Genomic DNA, 23,892 nt, shown 5'->3' on the forward strand with positions numbered 1-23,892 from the left:
AAACGTCACCGTGCCTATCAGCAGGCAACCGGAAAGGGGCCTTCATGAAATTCCGCGATTTTCACCCGAATATTCAAATTCGAATTATCATTTCCTTCTTCGGCGGATTGATGAGCGTCATGGTCATACCGCTCATGTCCGTCTACTTCTCCCAGCGGCTTGGTGCCGGAATGACCGGCTTCCTGCTCTTCCTGAACGTGGTCGCCGGGCTGGTCAGCGGGTTCTGCGGCGGCTACATCTCGGACCGGATCGGCCGGAAGCGGCTCATGGTCATCGCCGAAGCGGGCATCCTGGCCAGCTATGCCCTTGCGGCAGCCAGCAACTCCCCCTGGTTCGAATCCGTCTGGCTCACCTACGTGTCCATTCTGGGCGTGAATGTGTGCTGGGGCATCTTCGGCCCGAGCTCCGACGCCATGATCCTGGATGTGAGCCGCCCCGAGGAACGCAAGTACATCTACACCATCCAATATTGGAGCCACAATCTCTCCAGCGCCATTGGAGGCATGATCGGTGCTCTTTTGTTCCAGGATTACCTGTTCGAGCTGCTCCTTGCCTTGACGGCGATGGGCATTCTGTCTACGGCAGCGACCCTGTTCCTGATCCGGGAGACCTTCTCTCCCGAGCTGGCCGCACGGAAGCAGGAGCAGGCAGCGGGCTGGAGAGACCTGCTTCGGAGCTACCGCATGGTCCTCGCGGACCGCACCTTCGTGTTCTTCGTTACGGCCAGCATGCTGTTCATCTCCGTGGAATTCCACCTCGGCAACTACGTGAGCGTACGGCTGGCGGATAGCATGCCCGTCCAGCACGTGGCCGATTGGTTCGGCCGCTCCATATCCATGGACGGCTTCGCCATGATCGGAGCGCTTCGGACGGAGAATACGCTGCTCGTCGTCCTGCTCTCCCTGCTAGCCAGACAGCTCCTGGGCCGCATCCGCGATTCCCATATGCTGTACGGGGGACTGGCCCTGTATGTCTGCGGCTATGCGTTCATCTCCTATTCCGACCGGGCGTGGCCCCTCCTCATCGCCATGCTGATCGCCACCCTGGGCGAGGTGGTCTACGTGCCGGTCCAGCAGGCATTCCTGGGCGATATTCCGCCCAAGGAGTCCCGCAGCACCTATATGGCCTTCTACGGACTGAGCTTCCAGGGCGCTTGGATGATCTCCTCGCTCATGGTTATGATCGGCGGCCTGCTGCAGGCCGGGGTCATCGGGCTGCTGGTGCTTTCCTGCGGAGCCGGCGGCATTCTGATGATGGTGGCCATCATGAGGGAGCTGCGCCAACGCCGGGCCACGGCGGAATAATTCCTAACGGGACTCCCCCGGCTCCGGCCGAGCGGCCTGCCGGATCTTCTCCAGCAGGAACGGCTGAATCTGCGGGTAGGTCAACGCCTCCGGCTCTCCGTCGAAGAACGCCACCTCCCCGATCTCCGAATCCGGCAGGTCACCCAGCTCGTCCACCTCGGCATAGAACAAGCCGCCGAAGCTCTCGGCGCCGCCTTCGGGCGTTACCGAGTAGAGACAGACGGGAACCTGCCGGTACCGGACGGCTCCCGTCTCCTCATAGAGCTCCCGCCGGGCCGTCTCCAGGATGGCCTCACCCGGCTCCCTCCGCCCGCCGGGCATCTCCCAGGTTACCCGCTCCTTGTGCCGGACCCAGATCCAGCCTCCCCGGTATCGAGCAGCCGTAACGGCATAGAACAGCTTCGCATCCTCCACCGAACCGATGTCGTAAAACCTCACCTTCATCCTTCCCGTCCTCCTTGCCACGCGGATACAAACCCAAAACAAGCCGAATCTATTGTAGAATTCGTTCCACTCCGGACCATTCCCTCCCAGTGCCATAACCTCCCCAAAATTGTTGCAGCAGGGGTCATTGACAGTTTTCTCCATCCATCCTTATAATCGTTATCAACAAAGACTTGACATAAGAGAGAGAACCTACCGGATTAACCTGGGCATAGGAGGACATGAATGGACGGAATGACGGAAATCATGCCGCCGGAGGGCGGCGAGGACCACAAGGGACGGGAGCGCACCGTTGGCCGGGACCGGGAGCTGGCACTATTCCGGGAGCAGCTTCAGTCGGGTCCGGGAGCCGGCCGCCGCCTCTTGAACGTATACGGCACCGGCGGCGTCGGCAAGAGCCATCTGCTGGACGAATTCCGCCGGCTTACCCGTCTAGCCGGCGGCGCCTTCTATCTGCTGAACAGCCGGGACTTCCCGCCGAAGCCCCAGGAATTCTGCCTGCACCTGCTCCGGCTCGCCCAGCCGGAAGCCGATGATCCGGCCGAGCCGCTTCCCCGGCTGGCCATCCGCTGCCAGCGTCTCTTCTCGGAGGCTGCGGCCCGCGGCAAAACCATCCTCGCCCTGGACACCTTCGAGGAGATGGGCGAGCTGGAGGGCTGGCTCCGTGACGAATTCCTGCCTGGACTCCATCCGGACATCTTCCTCATCGTCTCCGGTCGCTATCCTCTTCAATCCGCATGGCTGTCCTCCCCCGGCTGGAGAAGAGCCATCATAAGGCTTCCCCTGTCGGACCTGGACTACTTCAGTGTCCGCGATTACCTCCTGCATGCCGGCATCCAGAGTGATGAGGCTGTCCACCAGATCTGGCTCAAGACCAAGGGCCATCCCCTAACTCTCTCCCTCTTCGCCGCCACCACCCTGACCGAATCCTGGTGCAGCCTGCCCGGCTACGGCTCCTATAGCTGTTCCGACCGCGACGAGGTGTTCGATCACGTGGTCCGCACCTGGCTGAAGGAGGTTCCCGACGCAGGTCTGCGGGAGCTGGTGGAGGCCACCGCCGTGCTGGGGCACTTCAACCAGGAGCTGCTTGCCTTCGTGCTGGACCGGGAGGTGCCTACGGATCTGTTCCGCCGGCTGACGGGGCTGTCCTTCATCCGCCGGGTGGATCGGGGCTGGCTCCTCCATGACCTGATGCGGGACGCCGTCTGCAGCGAGCTCCGGGCTCGTGCGCCATCCCGCTTCGGAGAGCTGTGGAGCCGGTGCGTGCTCTTTACCTACAACCGGATCATGGAGCTATCCGCCCGGAAGCGCCCCATCTCTTGGGAGTGCAGCGAGTGGTTCTACTACGTGGGCGACCATCTGATCCGGGAGTTCTTCTACCAGCGGTTCTCCCCCATCCATTCCGAGCCTCTCTCGCCAGCCAACTGGTCCGAGGCGGAGGCGTACATCCGGATGCGCCACGAAACGGCACAGGACGCCCACCTGGTCTTCTACCATCCGGATACCGGAGAACGGACGGAATATTACATCAAGCGCAGGGAGAGCCTGCTGACGCTCCGCCACGTCCACTTGGAGGAGCTCTACGCCCTGGACCCCGGCATTGTCCGTCTGATCCGCGGCCCCCAGGGATCGGTCATCGGCTTGTCGGCCATCATCCCCATCAACGGCCGGACCTTGGACTACCTGCGGACCGAGCCTCTGTCCGCCTGCTATTTTGGCCGGTTGAACGAGTCCCAGCTGAAGGAGATGCGGGTCGCTCCGGACTCCCGCTTCGGATACTTCGTCAAGACCATCGACATCCCGAATTTCGCGGACCATTCCATGCGGACGGCCGCCGGTCTCACCTTCATGTCCCTAATGCTGTCCGCCGGCTTCATCGTGGCGGCCCCGCCGGCGAATCCTTTTTTCCAATCGATCCATGTCCGGTTGGGCTGCGAGGAGACGAAGGACATCCTCCATACCGACTACGACGGCGTCACGCCCACGCCTCTGTTCGTGCTCGACACCCGGGGCGCCAAGCTGCACCAGTATCTGAACCGGATGCTGGCTTCCTTCGGCCTCCAGCCGGGGGGGATGGCAGCCCGGGAGACTGCGCCCGAGCCGGAGCAGCCGCTCTTAACCGAACGGGAGCGATGCGTGGTCCGGCTGACGGCCGAGGGCAAGACCAACCAGGAGATTGCGAACGAGCTGTATATTGAAGAGGTGACGGTTAAGAAGCATCTGACGGCCATCTTTCGCAAGCTGGAGGTGAAGAGCCGGACCCAGCTGATCCATAAGCTCCAGAAGCGGATCTGACGAACCGTACTGGAGCACGAAGACACGCGCCGCTGCGGGAATATCCGGGCTGCGCGTGTTTGATTTTTAGCGGGAGTATACCGGCGCTTTTCGCCTTTTCTTCTACCTTCGGATAATATAGCGTTCATTGTACTCGTGCTAACATAAGAAATGTTATTAATCCCGTATCGAGGTGAAACGCTATGTCTTTCCTGGTTCTTCTTCATGCCATGGCCGCCGTCCTGGGGGTCGGGCCGACCTTCTTCATCCATACCATCTTCCGGAGGCAGCAAAATGTCGGCCAGCTTCGGCATTCTCTCGGCTTCGCCCAAAAGCTGGAGCTGTTCCCCAAAATCGGAGGCAGCCTGGCCGTCCTGACGGGCATCGTGCTGGTCATCGTCTCCGACTGGTCCTTCAAGCAGCTGTGGATCACCGCAAGCCTGGCGCTCTATGTCCTGATTCAGATCGTGGCCGTCGGCCTCGCCGCTCCCAAGGTGAAGCAGCTGATCGGCTGGGTCCGCGAGACGAAGCTGGCGGACAGCCAGGCGCTGCCCTCCGAGCAATCCGCTCTGGTGGCGCGGACCAACTCGCTATATTGGCTGACCACCGTGATGGGAGCCACCCTTTTTATGCTGATGTTCTATAAACCGATGTAGAGGAGACCGATACCATGCGCAGATCAATCACCACCCTTGCATTAGCCCTCTCCCTCCTGGGAGGCGGGACCGCCCTGGCCCACGGCACGGAGGGCGCGCAAGCCCAACCGGCAGCCCCTTCTGCCGCCGTACCGGCCCCTGTTAAGAACGCGGACGGGCCGCTGACTGTCCTGATCAACGGGGTGCCCGTCCAATCCCCGGCCAATCACGTGAACACGGATGGGAAAACCTACGTGTCCGTGCAAGCCTTCGCGGCCATCGCTGGAGTCGAAGCCGAGTTCGGAGACGGCGGCCGGACGGCGGCCGTCGGAGGCGTGCTGCTTGCAGACTTGGAGCGTACCGGCGGCGTCCTAACAGCCTGGGTCCGCGACTTGGCCAAGGCCATCGGCGCCCAGAGCGTCACCTGGGACGAAGCGGCATCGGAGGCGTACGTTCTCTACCTGCCCAAGGGCTCCATCCAGTTGGATCAGATTCCGGTCCCGAAGATGGGCGAGCACTGGGCCAACCCCCAAGCCGGCGACATGCCGACCGGCCCCATCTACGGCGTCTACAAGGGCAAGCTCGTCTTCCTCGAGTACATGATCGACCAGAAGGACTTCATCGACGGCAAGAATCACGTGAATCTGGCGGGCATGAAGCAGGTGCCTATGCCCTCCGTCGTCCAGACCGATATCGAGTTCCAGCCCAAGGGCCACCCCGGCATGGAGATTCCCCATTACGACATCCACCTGTATTTCATCTCCGATGAGGAGCAGCAGGCCATCCATTAAAAAAGAGCCCCCGTCAGGGCCCCGGAATTCCGGGTGCTTGGCGGGGGTTCGCAGCTTGCAGGGCATCCGCCGGGCGGTAGACCGCAGCCAGCAGGACATATCCAAGCAGGGCGGCGGCCAGCACGTAGAACATGCCGGACGGCGAGACGTATTGGATGACCGAGCCCCCGATATTGGGGCCGGCGATGGAGGCCATGCCGAAGGTCAGCGAGGACAGGACGCTCAGCGTCGGCAGAAGGGACTTGGGCAGGAGATCCACTCCGTAGCTCATGCCGAGGGAGGAGATGGAGCCGACCACCGCTCCGGCGGCGGCGAAGAGGCTGAGCAGCAGGACGGGATGCCCGGCCGCCGCCGGCATCAGCGCGAATAACAGAGCGCCCAAGGACATGACGGCCATGAGCACCTTTTTGCGGCCGATGCGGTCGCCCCAGACGCCCAGCGGAATCTGCAGGACCAGACTGCCGAAGACGAAGGCGAACAGGATGATTCCCACCCAATCGGCCTCCAGCCCGGTCCGCTGCCCGAAAATGGGGAAGCTCGCCGTCAGCATGGATTCCATGAAGGCGTAGAGCGCGTTCGGGACCAGGGCCAAGAGAGCCAGCCGGAGGGTGCGGAGGAACCGCCCTCCCTGCTTCGCCTCCTGCTCCGGCGGAGCCGGCCGGTCGTTGCCGGCCCGGGCGATCACCGCCATGGCGGCGGCGAACAGAAGCGAGGCGGCGGCGAAGGGCAGCGCCGTGTCGAACCGCAGCAGGCTGACGCCCAGCGGACCGATGCCGAAGCCCACGCCGTATGCCATGCCGTACATGGAGATGTAGCGGCCCCGCAGCCGTGCAGGCGTCGCCGACATGATCCACAGCTGCGAGGCGAAGTGCAGGGACGTGATCCCGACTCCCGTCAGCAGGCGCAGCAGCAGCCAGTAGATCATGGAGCTGCCCAGCGGGTACAGCGCCAGCATGACGGTGACGGTCCACCCGCCGGCCAGAATGACCGGCTTGTAGCCGAACCGCCGGATGGGCCTTCCCACGAACAGAGACGTCCCCATCATCCCCACGTACAGAGCGGCGGAATTCAGCCCGTTCATGGAAGGGGATACGCCCCGGAGCTCCTGCAGATACGATAAGAGCGGCAGCAGCAGCCCTTGGGCCGTCCCCGCTATGATGCACACAAAAAGAATCACCGACAGCAGCCGGCGGTCCATGGTTTCCAACGGATCTTGGGACATGTAGAATCTCTCCTTCAACCGTCCCATTATACCATGGGGGACGCCGGAATTGTACGGCGGTTAATTGGGGGGCGGACCCACGGCAAGGGACCGGACCGCGCATGCATAAAGGCCGCATCCGGTTAGGGATGCGGCCTTAGCCTACGCCTGCAGCGGCAGGGTGAACGAGAAGGTGGTGCCCCGCCCGTACACCGACTCGAAGCCGACCCGGCCGCCGTGCGCTTCGACGATATCCTTGATGATGGCCAGACCCAGGCCGGTGCCGCCGATTTTGCGTCGGTCGGTGTTATCCACGCGGTAGAACTTAGTGAACATATAGGGCTTGGCCTCGTCCGGTATGCCCAGTCCGTAGTCCTGAACCTCCACCACCGCCTCGCCGGAGGACAGCCGGACCCGCAGGTCGATGCGGTCTGCTCCGGGCGAGTACTTCACCGCATTGCTGATGAGGTTGTGCAGCACCTGGCGGAGACGGTCCGCATCGGCCCGCACCGGGCAGCTCTCCGCCGGCAGGGAGAGCCGAAGCTCCTGCGGCTGCCGGCCGCTCCACTGCTGGAGAGTCTCCGCCACGTGCTCCTTCAGCTCCAGCTCCTCAAACCGGTACTCCTGCTTGCCCGCCTCCATCCGCTGAAGATCCAGGAAGTCGTCCAGCAGATCGGACAGCCTGGAGGCCTCCTTCAATACGGTCCCCAGGTACTTCCTCCCCTTGTCGGGGGCCACCTCACGGCTCAGCAGCAGCTCCACGAACCCCCGGATGCTGGTAAGCGGCGTCCGCAGCTCATGGGAGACGATGCTGACGAACTCGATCTTGCGCTCGTTCATCTCCTCCTCTTGGGTCCGGTCGGTGATGACAATGAGCCGGTCCCCCCAGGCGACCTCGTTCAGCTCCCCCACCTGTACGGCATAAAATTCCAGATGGCGGTTCTCGCCACCGGCCGCTAGCGCCGCCCGCTCGTGAATCTCCTGTGCCTCGCCGCTCCAGAGACGGTCCAGCGACGCCAGAAGCCGCTCCGCCTGTACCAGCCGGGGCTCCAGCTTCCGGAACCATTCCCGGAAGTGCTGCCCGACCCGGGCACTCTCCCCGACGATGGCCTCGCAGCGGGAATTGACGAACAGGATGGTGCCTTCGGCATCGCACATCATCATGCCTTCGCGCGTGGATTCCAGCAAGCTGTGGATATGCTCCTGGTCCTGCCTCATCTTATGATTCAGGGCGGCCAGCCGGTCGGACTTCCGCCTGTGGTCTTCGTAGAGCTGTTGGCTCCGGTAATACAGCGCCTTTAATTCCAGCAGCATCTTGCTCATCACCAGCCCGGCGGAGACCACGCTGAGCAGCCTCGCCATATACCAGCCCGCACTGTACCGGGTACCCGAGAACAGCGTCAAGGTTACGTCCATGAAAAAGGCAAACGACGCTGCGGTCAGCCACAGCGTCAGGACGGATCTTCCCTTCAGCTGCAGCAGAAGGGCCAGACAGGCGGCCAAATTGATGGCCCATACGACGGGTCCGACGCCGGAGGTGATCAGGATCCGGTAATTGCCCTTCTGAATGATGGTCGGGAGAACGTCATTGCCCCAGATCGCGGCCAGCGCCGCTGCGGCAACGCAAGCGACTGCGCCCAGGGGAACGAGCCACATGAGCCTGGCCGCGCTCCGGGGCGAAACGCTTCTCCCCGCATAACGCTCCGCCAGGACGTAGCCCAGCAGGAGGAGCGGAAAGCCCCCGTGCCAGAATACCCACAGCCAGACCGCCGACTGGCTTCCGGCTCCCAGCAGTCCGGTGTCGGAGAACACTCCGGGAAACGTCAGGATATGCGGAACCGTGATCAAAGCGGCGTACAGATAAGCTCCGGCCAGAATCACCTGCGGAAACCGCCGGCTGACCTGAAACTCGCTCAGCAGCAGGAAGACGGTGCACAGATCCAGGACCATGATTACGGCGATGAACATGGGCAGGAAGGCCGGGACCGTCGGCAGGAGATGCTTCCCGGCAGGGAGGGTCGCCGCTGCGGCAGCCAAGACGGCCGCCGCAATGCCCCACGCCGCCAGTCGCTCCCGCTTGGAAGGAGTTCGGTTATGGATATGGACCGGCATCCGCATCTCTTCTGCAGACGGAACGGTTATCTGTGGTGTCATAGGGTGGATTCTCCTTGGCGGTACCCGTCCTGCGGAAGGGAATTCCGGCATTATACCATCAAGGATAGCCGTTCTTAGCGGATCACGCAACGGGTATCCGCAGGTTCCTCCGTGAGCCAGCCGATCCGATCGTCCGCAGCAGAGACCAACGGGTCTCCGATGTCATCGGCGCGGCCCATCGCCGCATAAATGCCGCTGCCGGGGATGCCATAAGCCCGCACGCCGCCACTGCTCACCCGGCCCTCCATGCGGCCCCAGACGTCCTGCTCGGCCTCGTAGCGGTACAGCTCCCAACCCTCCGGTTCCCCGTCCGGACCTCCGAATTCTACGGTCAGCGCCTGGCCGTCCGACAGCCCGAGTGGGAAGGTCCTGCCGCAGACAATGGCTTCCATATCCACCCGTATGGCTTCCGACCCGAGGGTTACGCCTCCGCCCTGCCGGACGGCTGTCCAAGCCTCGACGGCAGGACCCCCCTCCGGCCTAGACACCGCCAGCCGGATCTCCGTATCCTCCGGCCATATGGCCGTCCCCTCCATTCCAATGGGATCCAGCACCAGCCGTATAGAACCTGCATCCAGCCTGAGCTTCACTCCGGCTCCCATCATCTGCCGCAGCGCCTGAACCGGGAACTGCAGCACCATTTCTTTCGCTTGCTTCATCACCTGAATCATCTCCCCATCTTGCATTCGTCATTTCCGGTTATGCCGAACCGTTCATATGATGGTCATTCTAGCTGATTATTTAGAATCATTTCAGTGTGGTGCACCACACTTTCAAGATTTTGCCAGACATGACCTGCCGGTATTCCCAGTCATATCCACATGACCAAATATGACTCGAATCATGACAGCCCGTCACTAGCCGACCCGGTTCACGGATCTTATCATGGGGGAAAGACGTCAAAATGGCGCCTTATCCCAATAGACCTGGACCAAAAGGAGAGATGAAACATGAGATCGTCATCCGTGCGCCCTTCCTTCCGTTCAACATGGGCTCTGTCCATGTCGTTCGTCCTGGCCGCCGGCCTCTGGGCCGTACCGCCTAAGGAAGCTTACGGGGAAACGGTGCAGCCGCTCGCAGTCTATGCGGACGGACTGTCACCCGAATTCGTCAACTACGGCTGGGCCGACATGGACCTGGCCCAGAGCGGGACGGTGCACAGCGGCACCTCCGCCGTCCGTCTGAATCCCGACGGAGACACCGCCTTGTACTTCTACAAGGACCGCATCATGAATGCCGACGACTATCAAAGCCTGGACTTCTGGGTGCACGGCGGTGCTTCCGGCGGACAGAAGCTGAAGCTGGTGTTCTCCCTGGGCGGCGAGCCTGTGGGAGAAACCATGATCGGCGCCGGCCCATCTGACCGGATCCTAGGAGGCTCCTGGTCCCACCGCTCGGTCCCGCTCCGCCAGCTGGGCGTGAACGGGATTATCGACGGCATCTGGATCTGGGGAGAAGGCGATCAGGCCGATGTCTACCTCGATGATATGGTGTTCGTCCCCGGATCCGGCGGTTCCCCTACCCCCACCCCTACACCTACGCAGTCGCCCACACCTACACCTACACCGACCTCCTCCCAGACGCCTTCACCCACCCCCACCTCCTCCCCGGGAGGCGGCACGCCTTCTCCCGGACAAAATCCGGTGACGGGGATCGCTTTTGCAGAGAGGAGCTTGGCTCTGAAGACCGGCACCAACAAAGGCGTGAGCCTGCACACCGTCACCTCCAACGGCACGAGCGCGCCGATACCGGCGGACCTGGCAGCCTGGAGCTCCGATGACGAGACGGTGGCCCGGGTACAGGGCGGGCTGGTGCAGGGCATGGCCGCAGGCAGCACCGTCATCCGCGCAGTCTACGGCGGCTTCAGCGCCTCCCTGCCGGTGACCGTCACGGCTCCGGCTCCGGGTCTGCCGATCGAGCCGGTGAACGGCTTCTACCTGTATGACGAGGCTCTGGGCTCCCATATCGCCGATTACAGCTGGGCGGACCACACCCTCTCCGAGGTCGGCACCGTCCATACGGGCGCAGCCTCCATCCGCCTGACCCCCGACGGGGATAAGGCGCTGTATCTGTACAGCGGGAGCCCGCTGACCGCGCGGGAGTACGAGAAGCTGCGCCTGTGGGTGAACGGCGGCGAAGCAGGCGGACAGCAGCTGAAGCTGGTCTTCACGGCCGGCGGACAGCCGGTGAAGACGCTGGATCTGGATGCTCTCGCAGCAGGCGGCGACGGCGGCCTGAAGGCCGGCGAGTGGAGCGCCGTGGAGCTGGCGCTGGCGGAGCTGGAGCTGCCGGGCGGCCTGTTCGACGGTTTGATGATCGCAGGAGCCGTCGACGGGATGCAGCCTCCGGTCTACCTCGACGACTTGGCCATGATCAAGAAATCGGTCGAGTCCGCACGCATTCTGGAGCTTCGCATGGATAAGCACGGGCTCCTTCTACTGCCGGGCGAAGCGCAGCAGCTGAAGGCCGAGGCATTCCTGAGCACCGGCGACACGGCGGACGTTTCCGGCAAGGCGGCATGGACCACGGACCGGCCGGATCTGATCAGGCTCTCCCCGGACGGCGGCCTGACGGCTTTGGCCGAAGGCATCGCCCGCATCGACGCCGGGTACAAGGGTCTGACGGCGACGGCTTTCGTACAGGTGGCCTCCGTTACGGCGGAGCCGGTCTACCGGGATGGGCTGGCCGGCGGCTTCCGGGATCTGAGCTGGCATGACAAGGATCTGGCCAACCGTGAGCAGGCCCATGAAGGAAGCCTCTCCATCAAGTTCGAGCCGGACGGCTGGGACGGCGTATGGCTGGATTCCGATACCGTCCGCAAGATCGAAGAGTATTACGGGCTGGAGTTCTGGATCCACGGCGGCTCCGCCGGCGCCCAGCAGCTGCTCGTCCATCTCTATGACGGCGACACGAATATCGGCAATGTGGATCTGCAGCGCTATCTGCCCGAGAGCGGGCTCCCCGCAGGGCAATGGACCCGCGTGCGGGTCAATATGGCCGACATGGAGCTGTCGGAGGGGGATTTTGACGGGATGATCTTCCAGGCCGGCACGGACCGAGACCAGGGAGCGGTGTACATCGACGAGATCTCGTTCCTCCGCAACAACAACCCGGGACAGCTGCCGGAGCCCGAGCTTCCGGGCGTGGAGGTGAACGTCGACACCGGCGCCAACCGCCGAGCCATCAATCCCGATATTTACGGCATCAATTTCGACGACAACCACCCGACCGAATCCACCCTGGAATTCCCGGTTCAGCGCTGGGGCGGCAACAACACCACCCGGTACAACTGGGAGCTGGACGTGGCCAACCGTGCCTCCGATTGGTACTTCATCAATTATCCTTATGACAACGAGCACCCGGAGCAGCTGCCGAACGGCTCCACCTCCGACCGTTTCATCGACGACACCATCGCCCGCAACGGCAAGGTGCTGCTGACCGTTCCCACCATCGGCTGGACGCCGAAGGACCGGACCCTCTCCTACGGCTTCTCCCGGGCCAAGTACGGAGCGCAGCAGGAATACGCCTATGAGCTTCCCGATGCCGGCAACGGCGTGCTGCCGAACGGCGAATGGATGACGGGCAATGATCCTAGGGATACCTCCAAGCCTATCGGCCCCGATTTCGTCACCCGGTGGATGGACCATATCGCCGGACGCACGGGCGACAAGGTGAACTATTACGCGCTGGACAATGAACCCGAGATCTGGCATGTGACCCACCGCGACGTCCATCCGCAGGCTCCGACCTACGACGAGATCTGGGGCTTTACCGAGAAGTACGGCTCCGCCATCAAGCAAAAGGATCCGGACGCCCAGATCTTCGGCCCCACCTCCTGGGGATGGTGCGCCTACTTCTATTCGTCCGCCGACAACTGCGCCGAAGGGCCGGACCGCTCCGCCCACGGCAACACCCCGTTCCTGCAGTGGTACCTGGAGCAGGTCAAGGCCCATCAGCAGGAGACCGGCGTCCGCCTGGTCGACTACCTGGACGTTCACTACTATTCCCAGGAGCAGTCCGTTCCGTCCTTCGAGGAAGGTCCGTACGCCGCCAAACGCCGGTTCCAGGCGCTGAAGGCGCTGTATGATCCGAACTTCGTGGATGACTCCTGGATCCAGGAGCCGATCCGTCTCATTCCCCGCATGAAGGAGATGATCGCGGACACCCTGCCCGACATGAAGCTGGCCATCTCCGAATACAACTTCGGCAACGGCGACGGCATCACCGCCGGCCTGGCCCAGGCGGAGGCGCTGGCCATCTTCGGCCGGGAGGGCGTGGACCTGGCCACCCGCTTCGGCACGCTGCCCGCCAATTCTCCACTGGAGGATGCCTTCAAGCTGTACTTGAACTATGACGGCCAAGGCTCCAAGATCGAGGGCACCAGCGTCAAAGCATCCACCTCCAACAGGGACGCGGTAGGCGCCTACGCCATCGACGGCACCGACGGCAAGCTCTACGTGCTGCTGTTCAATAAGGACACCGTGTCCCGCGAGGCTCATGTGGCCACGGGTGAGAACGGCTCTGAAGCCGCTCTCTACCGGTTTAATGCCAACTCCCGCCTGTCCGCAGCCGGCGCCGCTCGGAGCGATGCCAACGGACAGCTGAGCCTGAAGCTTCCCCCCCGCTCCGCCACGCTTGTGGTTCTCCCCTAAATCCTCTTGACGGGATCCCATTCCCGATGTATGATGAGTTCACGAACATATGATCGCAACGGGAAGCACCCGTAAGAAAGGCCTCACGGCCTTTTCTTACGGGTGCTTTTTTTCGTTCGCCGATCCACATTTACGTTAAGGGAGAGGATCCATATGATGAGCTTGATCTGGAACCGTTTGCCGAGCAAGGTGCTTGTATGCTGGATGGCCGCAGCCATCCTACTGCCCGTACTGATGCTTCCGGCTTCGGCGTGGGCCGCGTCCGCGGCGGAATTCAGCCCCGCTCTGCGGACGGCCTACGATAAGGCCGTAACCGGCGCTTCCGCCTCGGTGGCGGGAGAGCTTCGCGCTCAGGATGAGCGCCTGCAGAGCCTGCGGGAGCAGGACCGGCAGCTGGACGGTGACATTGCCGCCATTCATACCGCCAATGCGGAGCTTCTGCTCTCCATCCAAGAGAAGGGCAAGGTGATCCACGCCGCCAAGCTGGCCGGCCTTCAGAAGGAGGCGGAGGAGGTCGAAGCCCGCTACAAGCAGCTCTATAACCTGCAGGGCTCCTTGAGCAAGCAGGCGGCTGCCGCCAAGAAGCTGAAGAACAAGGAGCTGAACAGCGCCCTTTCGTTCCAGCTGGATACGGTCAAGGCCGCCGTTGTGATCGCCCGGCAGTCCCGGGACGGGAAGAAGGAGCAGCTCTCCGACGCCAAAGCGGACCGGACCAAGAAGAGCAAGGAGCTGCGCGCGAAGCTGGTGGAAGCGGACAAGCTCAAGGTCCGCATCCAGTCTGCCAAGAGCGCTTCGGTTCAGACCGGCAAGCAGATCACCTCCGGGCTCTCCGTCCTCTCGTCTGCCGCCAAGAAGGGCGACGCCGGCCGGACCCTCGCCGCTGCATCCTCCTTGGCCACCTATTCCGCCAAGCTGGTGGACCAGAAGACGGCCGTCTACGACCATGAGCAGAAGCTGCAAGCCATGCTGAAGCAGATCGAATCCTGGGTGACCGCCGACTAATTGCTTCCCGTTCTATGCCGCCGCTACACGCCTTCCGGGAACAGTGCATCCAGCGCGGGGCAGGGCAGCTTCTCCAGGAAATCCGCCAACGCAGCCGGCTTATGGGTATAGATGTCCTTCAAGGAGGTCCCTTGGTAGATGTTGCCGATGACCACCGGGTGGCACAGTTCACAGATCAGGATATCTCCGTTGCCGTGGAGGTGAAGCTGCTTCTTGCCGTCTACACAGTGGGAGAAGAAGACGCCGGGCAGCTCCGGCAGCCCCAGCTGCTCCGCAAAGCGGTCCATGCAGGTCAGGAACAGGGTCGTGTCCTCCCGCTTGGCGGCCAAGAGCTCAGTCATGGCCTTCTTCAGATCCTCCCGGGCGGAGATGGCGTTCCAGCCGGTGTGATCCATCACGATGCTGTTCTGTATCTCGTGTGTCCTCACGCCGAGGGCGTAGACGCTCTCGCTGATCTCCTTCATGCGGTACTGGGTCTCCCGGAAGAGCAGCGTCTCGAGGACCGTATCGATCCCGGCTTCCACGCACAGGCGGATATTCTCCAGAATGGTTCCGTAGAGAGCGGCAGGCAGACCGTAGTAGGCGGCGAACTCCTCCGCCTTGGTAAAGTTGTAGGAGATGTGGATGTTCGATACTCCGGCATCCCGCAGGTGGCGGATCCGGTCCGCATTCAGCAGGGTGGCGTTGGTATTCAGCTGGGTGGAGAGCCCGCGCTTCGAGCAGTAGTCCACCACCTGGAGGCAGTCCTCGAACTTCAGGGTCACCTCGCCGCCGGACAGCCGGACCCGCTTCAGCGAGGGCAGCTCCTCCAGCACCCGGATGATCTCCGCGCCGGACAGGGATTGCCCGTCGTTGCGCCGGTACGCGCAGCAGTATTCACACTTGAAATTGCAATTGGAGGTCACGCCGACCTCGAGCCCTTCCAGCTCGTAGATCTCCGGCTTGCTCCGCTCCAAAGCTTTGTAGGACATGGACAGGTTCCTCCCGAATTGACGTGATTGTACGAAGGTGCAAGACCCTGAGATTATACCGATTCCGCCCGTTCCGCGGTATGAGATTTGGCACAAGCAATCTTATTGTCGGCAGGAGAATCCCGAGCTGGGGGCGCACAAATAAAAAACCTTCGCCCGGCTCAGGGCCGGACCAAGGTTAGGATCGTAGTGGTTATGGAGCGGTAAGGAGTCTAATTTCCGGTGTCGGCTCTAGGATACTTCCCGGTATTGGGCCTTCATGGCGTTCACGATGTACAGGTCCAGCAGTTGGCTGCAAGCCACAACCTCCGGGTGAAGGAGGTTCATGAAGTGTTTCTCGGCCACCTGGATCAGCTGGCGCTTCAAGAATTCAATATTCTCATGATTCCGGTTCATGCGGATCCCCCCTCGCGACCTTATAGTCCTACTATATCCAAAACATGTTTGGGAAGTATTAGGAATTTGAAAGATTCCTATGAAGTTGCAGGAGATGGAGCCAATCCGCTCTGGTGACTTAAGAATACCGCCCCAATGACGAAGGTCACTACCAGGGTGACCCGCTGCTTTCGTAAGATAGAGACAAGAAAACGGACCATCCTTCAGGAGGAATGAAACGATGAACGGAAACTTGTACTCGATTGTGATTGCAGTGGCAGCCTTGGTGCTCCTTCGTTATGTTCGAACCACATACCGCCCGATCCGGGGCAGCGGCTTGCGGATCCTGCTGCCGATCATCTTTATGACGCCGGGCTTGATGCTGATCGGCAACCCCGAGGTCCATTCCCCGGCTTGGATGTGGACGGCGGCCCTGGCGCTCGGCGGCCTCCTCTCTCTGCCTCTGATCTTCACCACCGGCTACGAAATCCGCGCGAACGGCCACGTATACGCCAAGCCCAGCGTCTGGTTCCTGGTCGCCTTCGCCGCCGTGCTGGTTATCCGCTTTATCCTCCGCAGCGAGCTGGATGGATTGGACCCCCAGACGAAAGCCGCATTGTTCATGACCGTCGCCTTCGGCTACATCCTGCCCTGGCGGATTGCCTCCTACGTGAAATTCCGTAAAGTTGCAGCGGCCCGCGCGTAATGGGGCTTATAGAGCTTCACGGCAAGAAGCCGGACTCGGGGTTCCGTGTCCGGCTTCTTTTGTCTTGCGGTCCGAGATGGCAATCGATAAGAAACAGGGCCATTTGCCTCGTGTTAGGATAAGAGTGTGCATGTAATCCGAGGTCAAGGGAGAGATGTGAGATGCTAGATATCTTGCAGCAGCAATACGATTGGATCAGATCTGCAAGAAACAGCTTGTTTGCGTTTTTGGAGGAGATCCCCTCTCCCAAATTACATCAACCCGTCCCCCATTTTGGGAACGGAACCATCATCAGGACCCATATTCACGTTACCGATTCTTATCGGTTCTGGCTGGAATCTTTCGCCTTCCACACGGTAAACGAACATAGGGAACCTTCGATATACGAGGTGGAATGCGCAGATGTGAAGAATGTCCAAGACAGATTTAGGGAAGTCGACGAAATCGTGCAACGGTTCTTGAACCACTATTGTGATCGCTGGTTTGAACCGATCGAACAAGGTGAAGAATGGCAGGGCTACCCCAAAGCCCCTACTCCCTTGCTGCTCTTAACTCATGTTGAGACGCACGAATTTCACCACAAAGGTCAAATCGTATCCATGGCGAAACATCTGGGCTATCCGCCTCCTGCCGATGATCGTTTAGGCGGACTCTTCACCTGATACAGCATCCAGCAAGCAAGACGAGGCGAGGCATATGATCTGATCAACCGGACAGCAAAATGAGGCAGCACAGCCAGACCGGATGACTCCAACACCGCCTGGCACGGGTTGAAGGCTTCTGGTCTGGCTTGGAGTGGAAGTCGGGAGTTGGAGTTACGAATAGACTGCCGCATCCGGCAGTCTACCCGCAACATTACTTGGTAGTATGCTCCGCATCATATTCGTTGGAGAGTTCCTTCAACGACTTGATTTCACCATGGGGATGCTGTTCCTGTTTGCGTGACTTCCACGCAGCTTCTCTTCTGCGCTTCTGCTGGCTCATTCGGATGGACTCCTCTGGATTGCGTCATGGATACTACTCGCTTAGCTTGCTGATTATTCCATGGATTCATACACGGCAGGAGAAGGTTCCTGTCTCTTCCGAGACAGCCCGAACAATCCGGTTCCGGGCGATCACATCAGAGGCGGCTGCTGCTGCAATCTGCGCAGGAGGGCAATCTGTCCGGCATGGAACGCCTCATGATGAACCACCTGCTGGGCCATGGCGCCGAAGGTACCCCGGCCCTCCCCCCGGCTGGCCGACAACTGCTCCGGGGTCATGGCTGCAATGGCCGAAGCCAACGCTTGACGCGCCTCCTCGTAGCGGGTAATGGCGGCCTCCCAGTCCCCGGCTGTAAGCCCGGCCGGAGTCTGTACCCAACTGGCCGCCTCATTCCAGGCCGGCTGACCGCCGCGCAGTCGCGAGGCCACCTCCGTTGCGCTGTATGCCAGGTGGGCCAGCACCTCATAGATGGTGTGACCACCTTGGGCCGGCTTCCACGCCGCCTGCTCCTCGGTGACGCTCCTGAGAAGGTCCCGAAGGGAGGCATGCCAATCATTGCCCTCATAAATCATGCTCATCTGATCTGCTAACGGTGCTCCGCTCATTCGGAATCGGCCCCCTCTTGTTATAACCATCTTTGTGGTGTTATGATGGTTATAGATTAGCATACTAAGGAGCCTGCACGCAATGAGTCTGGACGCACTTCAGGATAAAATTTACATTCGGGTCGGCGGCGCTTTATGCCTAGACTTCTGCAATACGGTAGGCTGGCGTCTGCGGGACGTCACCTACGAGCTGATGGGCACCCCTGTCCGCCTTATCGGCTGGGCCTGGCAGACAGGGGTGTTAAGCGATGAAGAGGCGGAAGCCGCTCTGGCGGAAGCGGCGCAGCGATCGGAGGCGGCCGAGATGGCCTGCACAGAGGCTGCAGCGTTCCGCGAGACGCTGTTCCGCATCCTGCTGGCCCGCTCCGAGGGCCGGCCTGCGGCGCCCGCCGACACCGCGGCGTTGAATCGCCGGCTGGCCGAGGCCGCAGCCCTGCGGCGGCTGGTGCCGGCTTCGGCGGCGGCGGATGCTGACGCGACAGCCGGCCCCGCTTACCGCTGGGCGTGGGCGCCTCTGGCGGACGCTGCCGGCCAGGAGTCGCGCCGCCCAGGACCAGCGGGAGCAGCCGCTGCAGCCGGTCCGGCGTTGCGCCTCGCCGCTTGGGCGCAACGTATCCTGGCCGCCGTCGCTGTGTCCGCCGCTGAGCTCCTGACCGCCCCGGAGCCGCCGCCGGTCCGGATGTGCGGCGGTGAAGGCTGCGGCTGGCTCTTCCTCGACGAGACCCGCAACCGCAAGCGCCGCTGGTGCAGCATGTCTGACTGCGGCAACCGGGCCAAGCAGCGCCGTCACTATGCCAAGAAAGCCCATGAGGCAGGGGAATCCTCCTGAGTCGAAGGACTTGATGCAGAGTCTTCCCCGGGGACTCCATCCAGAGTCCCCTCTTCAGTCACTCCATCCGGAGCCCTTCCTCCAGGGGCTTGCTCCCGAGCCCTCCAATAGCCGCAGCTTCCGGAACCAGCATCCGCGACTTCGGGACCGGGTTGATCATACCGTCCAGCGCATGAATATTCCCCTTTTTCCAGAAGTTAGGTTGAGGGCTGTTCAATCTTGCACTTCTTTTACCTCCGGACATACTATGCCCTTCCTACTTATGATATGATGGGGGAACAATCTTAGGTTGGGAGGCCGCAGGTCCCATGGCAGTTCCCCGCGCCAGCATCTTGTCCCGTCTGAAGAGCAAGTTTCTGTTCAACGACCATCCCAAATTTGCTCTCTTCTGCTTCGCCATAGCCGCCGTGCCCGTCCTGATCCTGGGCAGCTTCTCGTACTTCAAGTCCTCCGGCATCGTGCTGGAGAGTGTCAGCCGGGAGAAGGTTTTGAACGTCAAGCAGCTTCAGTCCAGCATCGAGCAGCTGCTCGTGACCGTCGAACGCTCTTCGACCCACTTTCTCCGCTCCAATACCTTGAAGGCCGGGTACTACGAGCCGCTCTCCCCCTTCCAATTCGACCTCTATAACATGATGAAGGAAGAGCTGAACCACCTGCAGACCCTGGACAGCGGCATCACGGACATTACCCTGTTCAGCAAAGAGGGCAACTGGATCATCAATAACACCGGCATGAACCGGTTGAGCGATTGGGCCGGTGCCGCCCCCTTCATCCAACTGGCCGAGAACGCCCGGACCAGCGAGTGGAGAGTGGTCCCCGCCCCATCCGGCGGAACCGGGACCGGTGCCGCTTCCGGCTCCTCTACCGCCGTGAATCCGAACGGCTGTGAATCCACCGTCCACTATATCCGCAAGCTGCCGGTTTCCGCTTACGAGCAGACGGGCCTGTATGATGTCACCATACCGTCCTGCAACCTGGAGAAGCTGTTCGCCCTGGACCGTCAGTCGGAATTCGTGGCTGTTCTGGATGAGAAGCAGCAGATCATCGCCTCGGAGGGGAATCTGACCGCCGGGCAGATGAGCGGCATCCGGGAAGCGGTAACCCGTGAGATCGAGCGCTCTCCCTCCGGACAGCTGCAATGGTCGCTGGACCGGACCGACTACAGCATCACCTACAGCAGATCCGAGTATAACAACTGGGTCTACCTGTCGGTCGTCACCCTGGGCGAGCTGACCCGCCCCTCCAGGGAGATCGGCTGGTTCACGATCTATATCTGCCTGATTCTCCTGGCGCTGTTCCTCTTCATCTCCTGGAGCGGCTCCAAGCGCCTGTTCCTGCCCATCCTGAACCTGTACCAGCTGGTGGCCAAGGAAACCAACGACAAGCCCGGCCAGCAACGCGTCGGCGAGCTCCGGTACATCGGCGAGCAGCTGAGCCGCCTGATCTACACCAAGTCGGAGCTGGAGAGCAAACTTCACGGACATGTGGAGCAATCCCGCATCCTCTTCATGGTGCGCCTGTTCCAGGGGCATCTGAAGGAGGCCGAGATTCTGCGGCACCTGGAGGCCTTCGGGCTGCCGCAGCTGCCGGCAGGAGGACCTTTTGCCGTGCTGGCGCTGCAGATCAAGAGCCTCGACCATACCCGCTACGAGGAAAAAGACCGCGATCTCCTCATGTTCGCCGTCAATAATATCGTCGGGGAGCTGATCCCACCGCACAAACGGCTCTATCCGATCCTGATCGGACAAGCCCAGGTCACTCTGATCTTCGCGGACAGCGAAGAGACGGAGACCTTCACGAACGAGATGAACGGCATCGCCCGGCAGATCGTCGCAGCGGCCAACGATTACTTGAACCTGCCGGTCCGCATCGGCGTCAGCAACCCGTTCCGGGAGTGGAGTCTGGCCCCCCGCGCTTTTGAGGAAGGTATGGAGGCGCTCCACTACGGTATCCGCGACCAGGACGAGGAGGTCCATTACTTCAGCGATCTGGGCGAGGACCACGGCCTGCACGTGGCGTTCCCGCAAGAGCTGGAGACCCGGCTCTTCGAGGCCATCAAGCAGGGGGACCGCGAAACGGTGAGCCGGCAGTTGGACGCCATCGTAGGCAGTGCCTTCGACGGATGGAGCCAGGGGCACGGTCAGGCAGCTGGACAGAACCAGAACCAGGGCGCCGTTCAGCCCTTCGTGCTGATCCGTCTCCTGATCGACCTGCTGGGCCTGATGCAGAGCTTCGGCATCAAGTCGGAGCAGACCGGCGACCTGGAGCAGTCCTGGTTCGACCAGCTGTTCCGGCTGAAGTCCCCGGAGGAGGCCCGGTTCTGGTTCGATTCCACCATGGTGCAGCCCCTGGTCGCCCATATCCGGGACCGGACGGAATCCCGGCACCAGCAGCTGGCCCAGCATATGGTGCAGATGATCGAGGAGCAGTTCGAGACGGACCTGTCCATCGACTCCTGCGCCGAACAGCTCCATTACAATGCCAACTACCTGAACACGCTGTTCCGCAAGGAGATGAATATGCCCTTCGGGGCTTATCTCGCCCAATACCGGCATCAGATGGCCAAACACTGGCTGACGGAGACGGAGCTGTCGGTGAAGGAGATCTCCGAACGGCTGCGCTACAACAACTCGCAGAACTTCATCCGCTCCTTCCGCAAGACCGAGGGGATCACCCCGGGTGAATACAAGAAGCAGAACGGGAAGCCGACCCCCGATTGATCCTTCGGCCACATGCGTAAGGCCCCTATACGGAACGAACCCGCCCATCCGGAAGGAGAGGCGGGTTCGTTCGTTATCGGATATAGATCGGGTTGGTGACCGCAGCCAAAAGCTCCTCTTCCCCCATCCCTTCCCAGCGTCTCCACAGCTCCGCCCGGTAGAACAGGCGGGACTCCATAGGTATCGCGGCCCGGAATCCACCCGGACCGCCGTCCGCCTCCCACTCCGCCTCCGTCCCCCGGTCGCTCAGGAGCCGGATCCGGTCCCCCGGCTTCAGCCCCTTGTCCGCCTGGAGCATCAGGGTCAGACCGTCGGCTTGTTCGGCGGGAACCGTGTCCCCCAGGAGATACTCCCCGGCCGTAAGCTCCAGCCTAGGACCGTCCGGGGCATAGCTGACCGTGACATGCCCCCGGTTCACCGCCTCCAGAATCCCTGCGGCGGAGCGGCTCATGGCCCGCACCCAGCTGCAGGGCATGCCGTGCCGGATATGGGGATGCTCCCGGTGAAAGTCGCTGCCGCCCACAGCGGGGAGCTTGCGGCCTCCTGCCAGCTCCCGTTGCCACCACTCCAAGGTTCGCCTGTTATCCTCCCGCCATGGGCCGTTCCAGATCTCCACCCAGTCGTGGCTCACGCCAAAGCCCCAATGCCAGCCGCAGCTGCCGCAATGCGGATGGTTCAAGGATACGTAAGCCCCGCGCTCCTTGGCCGACCGGATCCGCTCTGCCAGCTGCTCCGGGGTAACGGCACGGAAATCATCAACCGGCTCCTCCACCCCGTAGAGGTTGCAGTGTCCCGCGTTCGTCGTCAGCTCCATGGCGGGGATCAGTACCAATCCGGCGTCCGAGCGGGGACGCGACAGATTTTGACTCACGGTATTGTGGTCGGTTAAGGCCAGGAAATCCAATCCCGCCGACTTCGCCAGCCGAATGGCCTCCTCCAGGCTGAAGGCCCCGTCGCTGTGGTCCGTATGGGCATGAAGCTCCCCGCAGAGCCACCGCGCTTCCTCCATCCGAAGCTCCACCGACAGCTGCACCCTGCAGCCTTCCACCCCGACCTTGTAGGCCCCCAGCAGAACCGCCCACTCTCCCGCCGGGATGAAACCGGCACGGTAGCCCGGCGTCGCCTGCTCCCGTCCCAGCTCGAAGCTCTTCCGAGCCCCTCCGCTCCAGCCCCGCACCTTGTCCATGTCCCGGATCCCCAGGTCCATGACGCTGTTCTCCCCCTCCACCTCGTAACGGACCGCGATGGACGCTACGCCCTCCGGCACCTGGAACGGAACCTCCAGATAGAAGCCTTGCTCATCGGGACGGATGTCCCGGGTCATCCTTAGCAGCACGATGTCTCCCTCCTACTCCTTGGTGGCTCCCACCATGATGCCCTGAACGAAAAAGCGCTGCATGAACGGATACACGGCCAGAAGCGGTAATAGCGCAAGGACAATGCCGGCCATCCGGACATTGTTCGTAATGAGATAGTTGCTGGAGGTGGAAGAGGTCTCGATGATCAGCGACTTCAACGCGATCTGCAGGGTGAATTTGGAGGAATCGCTCAAGAACAGCACGGCAGAGTTAAAGTGATTCCACTTGCCCACAAATTCGAACAGCGTCACCGTAGCAAGCCCCGCAGACGCCAAGGGCAGATAGAGGGTCAGGAAAATCCGAAGCTCTCCCGCTCCGTCCAGACGGGACGATTCGGCCATCTCTATCGGCACCGACAAGAAGTAGTTCCTCATCAGGAGCACGCTGAACCCCGATACCATCCCGTTGATGATAATGGCCCAGAGGCTGTTCAAGAGGCCCAGTTCCTTGTTCACCACATACACCGGGATCATGATGGTTTCGAAGGGTACCATCATGGTGACCAAGAGGAACGTTACCATGAAGCTCCGGCCCGGAAGCTCCTTTTGGATCAGGACGTAACCGGCCATGGCGCACAGGAGGACATGCCCCGCGGTCCCCGCTACCGTCACGATGGTATTGTTCCAGAACGGCTGCCACAGCTTGATCCGGTTCCACACCGTCACATATCCCTCCACGCTGAACTCCTTGGGCCATAGAATGATCCGGGGCTCCATCGAATCGAAGCTCGTGGAAAAGGACACCGCCACCGTATTCCATAACGGGATGACCATCGTCGATAAGAGCAGCAGCAGGAACAGCACATTGGCCATGTCGAACAGCATTCCGGGGACAGCGGGCTTGGCGGTCCGGAGGCTCTGTAGGAGAGACGATCTTGAATTCGGCAT

Annotated in this window: 21 protein-coding genes; 10 read left to right on the forward strand and 11 right to left on the reverse strand. The window is 61.6% G+C overall.

What is annotated here, in order from left to right; translation table 11 throughout:
* Positions 1-44 precede the first annotated feature (44 nt).
* A complete protein-coding gene (locus tag ACSEXW_RS16715) occupies positions 45-1,304 on the forward strand; it encodes an MDR family MFS transporter (RefSeq protein ID WP_438447308.1) in 1,260 nt (419 codons plus the stop codon).
* Between the two features lie 3 nt (positions 1,305-1,307).
* On the opposite strand, the gene ACSEXW_RS16720 is transcribed toward ACSEXW_RS16715, so the two are convergent.
* The gene (locus ACSEXW_RS16720) at positions 1,308-1,748 is read right to left on the reverse strand and encodes an NUDIX hydrolase (protein WP_438447309.1); all 441 of its coding nucleotides are present in this window, start codon (positions 1,746-1,748) and stop codon (positions 1,308-1,310) included.
* Positions 1,749-1,973: 225 nt separating this feature from the next.
* Between ACSEXW_RS16720 and ACSEXW_RS16725 the strand changes: the two genes are divergently transcribed.
* The 3 genes from ACSEXW_RS16725 (at position 1,974) to ACSEXW_RS16735 (ending at position 5,448) form a co-directional block, all read left to right on the forward strand.
* Positions 1,974-4,043, forward strand: a complete 2,070-nt coding sequence (locus ACSEXW_RS16725) for a helix-turn-helix domain-containing protein (RefSeq protein WP_438447310.1) — start codon at positions 1,974-1,976, stop codon at positions 4,041-4,043.
* Positions 4,044-4,225: 182 nt separating this feature from the next.
* Positions 4,226-4,678: a DUF2269 family protein gene (locus ACSEXW_RS16730; RefSeq protein ID WP_438447311.1), complete on the forward strand. Its 453-nt coding sequence runs from the start codon at positions 4,226-4,228 to the stop codon at positions 4,676-4,678.
* Between the two features lie 14 nt (positions 4,679-4,692).
* Complete coding sequence (locus ACSEXW_RS16735) at positions 4,693-5,448, forward strand: hypothetical protein (protein WP_438447312.1); 756 nt, start codon at positions 4,693-4,695, stop codon at positions 5,446-5,448.
* Between the two features lie 13 nt (positions 5,449-5,461).
* On the opposite strand, the gene ACSEXW_RS16740 is transcribed toward ACSEXW_RS16735, so the two are convergent.
* The 3 genes from ACSEXW_RS16740 to ACSEXW_RS16750 all read right to left on the reverse strand — a co-directional run bounded on the left by ACSEXW_RS16740 (position 5,462) and on the right by ACSEXW_RS16750 (position 9,462).
* Positions 5,462-6,670 (reverse strand): MFS transporter, encoded by a 1,209-nt coding sequence (locus ACSEXW_RS16740; RefSeq protein WP_438447313.1) that lies wholly within the window; start codon positions 6,668-6,670, stop codon positions 5,462-5,464.
* 141 nt (positions 6,671-6,811) lie between these two features.
* Positions 6,812-8,803 carry an MASE4 domain-containing protein gene (locus ACSEXW_RS16745; RefSeq protein ID WP_438447314.1) on the reverse strand — a complete coding sequence of 664 codons (1,992 nt, stop codon included), beginning with the start codon at positions 8,801-8,803 and terminating at the stop codon, positions 6,812-6,814.
* Positions 8,804-8,877: 74 nt separating this feature from the next.
* Positions 8,878-9,462, reverse strand: a complete 585-nt coding sequence (locus tag ACSEXW_RS16750; RefSeq protein WP_438447315.1) for a hypothetical protein — start codon at positions 9,460-9,462, stop codon at positions 8,878-8,880.
* A gap of 291 nt (positions 9,463-9,753) precedes the next feature.
* On the opposite strand from ACSEXW_RS16750, the gene ACSEXW_RS16755 reads away from it, so the two are divergent.
* Together ACSEXW_RS16755 and ACSEXW_RS16760 are read left to right on the forward strand one after the other, a co-directional pair.
* A complete protein-coding gene (locus ACSEXW_RS16755; protein WP_438447316.1) occupies positions 9,754-13,455 on the forward strand; it encodes a glycoside hydrolase family 44 protein in 3,702 nt (1,233 codons plus the stop codon).
* Positions 13,456-13,608: 153 nt separating this feature from the next.
* On the forward strand, positions 13,609-14,457 hold the full coding sequence (locus ACSEXW_RS16760) for a coiled-coil domain-containing protein (protein WP_438447317.1): 849 nt from the start codon (positions 13,609-13,611) through the stop codon (positions 14,455-14,457).
* A gap of 23 nt (positions 14,458-14,480) precedes the next feature.
* On the opposite strand, the gene ACSEXW_RS16765 is transcribed toward ACSEXW_RS16760, so the two are convergent.
* Complete coding sequence (locus ACSEXW_RS16765; RefSeq protein ID WP_438447318.1) at positions 14,481-15,428, reverse strand: radical SAM protein; 948 nt, start codon at positions 15,426-15,428, stop codon at positions 14,481-14,483.
* A gap of 231 nt (positions 15,429-15,659) precedes the next feature.
* Complete coding sequence (locus ACSEXW_RS16770; protein ID WP_438447319.1) at positions 15,660-15,824, reverse strand: aspartyl-phosphate phosphatase Spo0E family protein; 165 nt, start codon at positions 15,822-15,824, stop codon at positions 15,660-15,662.
* 220 nt (positions 15,825-16,044) lie between these two features.
* Here ACSEXW_RS16770 and ACSEXW_RS16775 point away from each other — a divergent pair, with 220 nt between their 5' ends.
* Together ACSEXW_RS16775 and ACSEXW_RS16780 are read left to right on the forward strand one after the other, a co-directional pair.
* A complete protein-coding gene (locus ACSEXW_RS16775; protein WP_438447320.1) occupies positions 16,045-16,509 on the forward strand; it encodes a CcdC protein domain-containing protein in 465 nt (154 codons plus the stop codon).
* 161 nt (positions 16,510-16,670) lie between these two features.
* Positions 16,671-17,171, forward strand: coding sequence for a DinB family protein (locus ACSEXW_RS16780; protein ID WP_438447321.1), 501 nt, complete (start codon positions 16,671-16,673; stop codon positions 17,169-17,171).
* A gap of 193 nt (positions 17,172-17,364) precedes the next feature.
* Here the strand turns inward: ACSEXW_RS16780 and ACSEXW_RS16785 are convergent, their stop codons facing one another.
* Together ACSEXW_RS16785 and ACSEXW_RS16790 are read right to left on the reverse strand one after the other, a co-directional pair.
* Positions 17,365-17,493, reverse strand: a complete 129-nt coding sequence (locus ACSEXW_RS16785; RefSeq protein ID WP_438447322.1) for a DUF6254 family protein — start codon at positions 17,491-17,493, stop codon at positions 17,365-17,367.
* Between the two features lie 131 nt (positions 17,494-17,624).
* Positions 17,625-18,098, reverse strand: coding sequence for a DinB family protein (locus tag ACSEXW_RS16790; protein WP_438447323.1), 474 nt, complete (start codon positions 18,096-18,098; stop codon positions 17,625-17,627).
* Between the two features lie 82 nt (positions 18,099-18,180).
* On the opposite strand from ACSEXW_RS16790, the gene ACSEXW_RS16795 reads away from it, so the two are divergent.
* Positions 18,181-18,927, forward strand: coding sequence for a CGNR zinc finger domain-containing protein (locus ACSEXW_RS16795; protein ID WP_438447324.1), 747 nt, complete (start codon positions 18,181-18,183; stop codon positions 18,925-18,927).
* 58 nt (positions 18,928-18,985) lie between these two features.
* Here the strand turns inward: ACSEXW_RS16795 and ACSEXW_RS16800 are convergent, their stop codons facing one another.
* Positions 18,986-19,144, reverse strand: coding sequence for a hypothetical protein (locus ACSEXW_RS16800; protein ID WP_438447325.1), 159 nt, complete (start codon positions 19,142-19,144; stop codon positions 18,986-18,988).
* 91 nt (positions 19,145-19,235) lie between these two features.
* Between ACSEXW_RS16800 and ACSEXW_RS16805 the strand changes: the two genes are divergently transcribed.
* Positions 19,236-21,647 carry a helix-turn-helix domain-containing protein gene (locus ACSEXW_RS16805; RefSeq protein WP_438447326.1) on the forward strand — a complete coding sequence of 804 codons (2,412 nt, stop codon included), beginning with the start codon at positions 19,236-19,238 and terminating at the stop codon, positions 21,645-21,647.
* A 73-nt stretch (positions 21,648-21,720) separates the two neighbouring features.
* On the opposite strand, the gene ACSEXW_RS16810 is transcribed toward ACSEXW_RS16805, so the two are convergent.
* Together ACSEXW_RS16810 and ACSEXW_RS16815 are read right to left on the reverse strand one after the other, a co-directional pair.
* Positions 21,721-22,983, reverse strand: a complete 1,263-nt coding sequence (locus tag ACSEXW_RS16810) for a CehA/McbA family metallohydrolase (protein ID WP_438447327.1) — start codon at positions 22,981-22,983, stop codon at positions 21,721-21,723.
* 12 nt (positions 22,984-22,995) lie between these two features.
* Entirely contained in the window at positions 22,996-23,892 is an 897-nt protein-coding gene (locus ACSEXW_RS16815; RefSeq protein WP_438447328.1) for a carbohydrate ABC transporter permease, read from the reverse strand.

The sequence above is a fragment of the Oryzibacillus soli genome, assembly GCF_051594765.1.
Classification (GTDB): Bacteria; Bacillota; Bacilli; order Paenibacillales; family NBRC-103111; genus Paenibacillus_AR.

Excerpts from the sequence above, each read along its gene's own strand:
- ACSEXW_RS16780 (WP_438447321.1), top strand. The coding sequence starts at position 16,671 with ATGCTAGATATCTTGCAGCAGCAATACGATTGGATCAGATCTGCAAGA.
- ACSEXW_RS16790 (WP_438447323.1), bottom strand. The coding sequence starts at position 18,098 with ATGAGCGGAGCACCGTTAGCAGATCAGATGAGCATGATTTATGAGGGC.
- ACSEXW_RS16715 (WP_438447308.1), top strand. The coding sequence starts at position 45 with ATGAAATTCCGCGATTTTCACCCGAATATTCAAATTCGAATTATCATT.
- ACSEXW_RS16805 (WP_438447326.1), top strand. The coding sequence starts at position 19,236 with ATGGCAGTTCCCCGCGCCAGCATCTTGTCCCGTCTGAAGAGCAAGTTT.
- ACSEXW_RS16795 (WP_438447324.1), top strand. The coding sequence starts at position 18,181 with ATGAGTCTGGACGCACTTCAGGATAAAATTTACATTCGGGTCGGCGGC.
- ACSEXW_RS16730 (WP_438447311.1), top strand. The coding sequence starts at position 4,226 with ATGTCTTTCCTGGTTCTTCTTCATGCCATGGCCGCCGTCCTGGGGGTC.
- ACSEXW_RS16725 (WP_438447310.1), top strand. The coding sequence starts at position 1,974 with ATGGACGGAATGACGGAAATCATGCCGCCGGAGGGCGGCGAGGACCAC.
- ACSEXW_RS16770 (WP_438447319.1), bottom strand. The coding sequence starts at position 15,824 with ATGAACCGGAATCATGAGAATATTGAATTCTTGAAGCGCCAGCTGATC.
- ACSEXW_RS16745 (WP_438447314.1), bottom strand. The coding sequence starts at position 8,803 with ATGACACCACAGATAACCGTTCCGTCTGCAGAAGAGATGCGGATGCCG.
- ACSEXW_RS16815 (WP_438447328.1), bottom strand. The coding sequence starts at position 23,892 with ATGCCGAATTCAAGATCGTCTCTCCTACAGAGCCTCCGGACCGCCAAG.
- ACSEXW_RS16750 (WP_438447315.1), bottom strand. The coding sequence starts at position 9,462 with ATGAAGCAAGCGAAAGAAATGGTGCTGCAGTTCCCGGTTCAGGCGCTG.
- ACSEXW_RS16775 (WP_438447320.1), top strand. The coding sequence starts at position 16,045 with ATGAACGGAAACTTGTACTCGATTGTGATTGCAGTGGCAGCCTTGGTG.
- ACSEXW_RS16765 (WP_438447318.1), bottom strand. The coding sequence starts at position 15,428 with ATGTCCTACAAAGCTTTGGAGCGGAGCAAGCCGGAGATCTACGAGCTG.
- ACSEXW_RS16740 (WP_438447313.1), bottom strand. The coding sequence starts at position 6,670 with ATGTCCCAAGATCCGTTGGAAACCATGGACCGCCGGCTGCTGTCGGTG.
- ACSEXW_RS16760 (WP_438447317.1), top strand. The coding sequence starts at position 13,609 with ATGATGAGCTTGATCTGGAACCGTTTGCCGAGCAAGGTGCTTGTATGC.
- ACSEXW_RS16735 (WP_438447312.1), top strand. The coding sequence starts at position 4,693 with ATGCGCAGATCAATCACCACCCTTGCATTAGCCCTCTCCCTCCTGGGA.
- ACSEXW_RS16785 (WP_438447322.1), bottom strand. The coding sequence starts at position 17,493 with ATGAGCCAGCAGAAGCGCAGAAGAGAAGCTGCGTGGAAGTCACGCAAA.
- ACSEXW_RS16720 (WP_438447309.1), bottom strand. The coding sequence starts at position 1,748 with ATGAAGGTGAGGTTTTACGACATCGGTTCGGTGGAGGATGCGAAGCTG.
- ACSEXW_RS16755 (WP_438447316.1), top strand. The coding sequence starts at position 9,754 with ATGAGATCGTCATCCGTGCGCCCTTCCTTCCGTTCAACATGGGCTCTG.